The organism is Promineifilum sp. (SeqCode) (assembly GCF_041918635.1).
Taxonomy (GTDB): Bacteria; Chloroflexota; Anaerolineae; order Promineifilales; family Promineifilaceae; genus Promineifilum.
This window is the reverse complement of record NZ_JAYRVJ010000602.1, coordinates 1-2,186: the sequence shown is the minus strand read 5'-3', so window position 1 is coordinate 2,186 and position 2,186 is coordinate 1. Positions and strand designations below refer to the sequence as shown.

General features: G+C 65.6%; 2 protein-coding genes. One reads left to right on the top strand and one right to left on the bottom strand.

Annotated elements, in window-relative coordinates:
• Nucleotides 1–810: metallophosphoesterase (locus ACE3UY_RS17835; RefSeq protein WP_374688837.1), on the bottom strand; the 810-nt coding region annotated here is incomplete at its 3' end.
• Nucleotides 811–1,341: 531 nt separating this feature from the next.
• Here ACE3UY_RS17835 and ACE3UY_RS17830 point away from each other — a divergent pair.
• On the top strand, nucleotides 1,342–2,186 hold an 845-nt coding region (locus ACE3UY_RS17830; RefSeq protein ID WP_374688836.1), incomplete at its 3' end, for an ABC transporter transmembrane domain-containing protein.

Here is a 2,186-nt window from a genome sequence, read left to right as displayed (position 1 = left end):
GAACTCGTACAGGCTCTTGCCGCCCAGCCCGTTCACGAAGTAGGGCGCGCCGCCCACGTCCACCCGCTCGTAGCTGTGCTCGTGGCCGGCCATGACCGCGTCGGCTCCCCAGGCGGCGAACGGCCAGCGCATGTGCTCGGTCGAACCGTGCTTGCCGGAAGAGTAGGGCGGGTGGTGGAAGTAGACCACGTCGAAGCAGGCGTCCGAGGCGGCCAGCGCGCCTTGCAGCCAGCGCGCCTGGGCCGAGTCGGCGTGGACGCCGTCCGGCTCGTCGGGGTCGCTGTCGAGCGCGAAGAGGCGCACCAGGCCGTAATCCACTGCGTAGTAGCGCTCGTTGCCGGGCAGGGTGAAGTAGTCCAGGTAGGCGCTCCGGCAGCCGGCCGCGCCGCAGGCCATGGTATGCCAGTCGTGGTTGCCCAGGCTGGGCCAGAAGCGGTTGACCGGGCTGCCCGCGCCATACTCGCCCTGGTAGTTGCCGATGAAGGCGCTGTAGTACTGGCCGATGTGGGCGTCAATCGTGCTGGCCTCGCCGTCGGGGTAGTTGTTATCGCCGGTGGTGATGACGAAGTCGGGGTTCCAGCCGGCTACCAGCGCGGCCACGCGGGCCTCGTCGGCCGAAGCATTGCCGTAGTCGCCGATGACGGCGAAGCGCAGGCCGCTGCCCGCGGTGGGCGGCGCGACGAAAGACGGTAGCGTTGCGGGCGAATAGCTGGGATCATTCCCACCGGGGAAGGGGGCGAAGTTGAGCATGACTGCCAGCCAGCCCACTATGACGAACAACAGCACCGCCGCCGGCTTTTTGATGCTCATCGTTATTCCTCCACAACTGAACAACTGCAACGGCCGAAAGCTGCCTGCATTGTAAACGATCTTGCCGTTCAGCGGCCACACGTGCGACCCACTTTCTGATGTGGGTCGCACGTGTGCAAGTGCAACCTACTTCAGAAAGTGGGTCGCACTGTAATTTGCTTTATTGACAGCTCCCCACCGCCATGCTATGCTGCCCACCGTTCCGCCATTCCCGGCGGCGTAACCAGGAGACGCACACACGATGTCAGCCAAAAACACAATTTTGACCCAACCAACCCGGCGTAGCGTGGAGGCCACGGCCGCGCGGTAAGTCTATCGCCCCTTTCGCCTGCCTGGCGCAGGCGCGCTGACTTTCCCCTCCCGGCCGCGGGCTGTCCTGCGGGTCGGCCTCGCCCCGTCCCGGTTTCCCTCCCGGAACCGGCTCCCTGCCGCATCCCATCGCTATCACCGAGTTGAACGGCCGTCTATTGCCGGCCGCCGTCATCTGCTACCATTCTGTTCAACCTGTGGATTCGTTGTGGATTTGTGGATATGGATCAACCCGTTCCGACCAAACCGATTCTGATGCTGCGCCACTACCTGCGGCCCCACCGCCGCCGGGTGGCGCTCATGCTCCTGCTGCTGGGCGGCTCCATCGCCCTACAGCTTGTCGCGCCGCAACTGCTCGGCCGCTTCGTGGATCAGGCCGCCGCCGGTCTGGCCCTGCGCGCCCTGACGCTGACCGCGGCGCTGTTCTTCCTGGCCGTGCTGGCCCAGAAGGTCATCTATCTCGTCACCGTCTACCTGACCGAAGACCTGGGCTGGGCGACGACCAATGCCCTGCGCGCCGACCTGACCGCCCACGTCCTCCGCCTCGACATGGGCTTCCACAAGCTGCGCACGCCGGGCGAACTCATCGAGCGTATCGATAGCGACGTGGGTCAATTGGCCGAATACTTCTCGGAGATCGTTGTCAGTCTCATCGGCAACGGCCTGCTCGTGGCCGGCATCCTGGTGCTTGTCTTCCGAGAAGATTGGCGCGTCGGGCTGGTGGGCCTGGCCTATGCCCTGATCATCCTGACCCTCTTCCGTGTCATCCAGGAGCGCATGGTGCGTCTCTTCACCCGCATCAGCCAGGCGTCAGCCGAACTGCTCGGCTTCCTGGAAGAGCGCATGACCGGCACGGAGGACGTTGTACCCAACGGCGGCGCGCCTTACATCATGGCCCGCCTCTACCCGCTGCTGAACACCCAGGCGGCGCTGCGCACGCGCACCTACACGCTCAGCACCATCGTTGGCGCGACGAGCACGCTGCTGTTCGCCGTGACCCTGGCGGCGACCATGGGCCTGGCCGCGCTGTCGTTCCGCGCCGGGGCCATGAGCATCGGCGCGGTCTT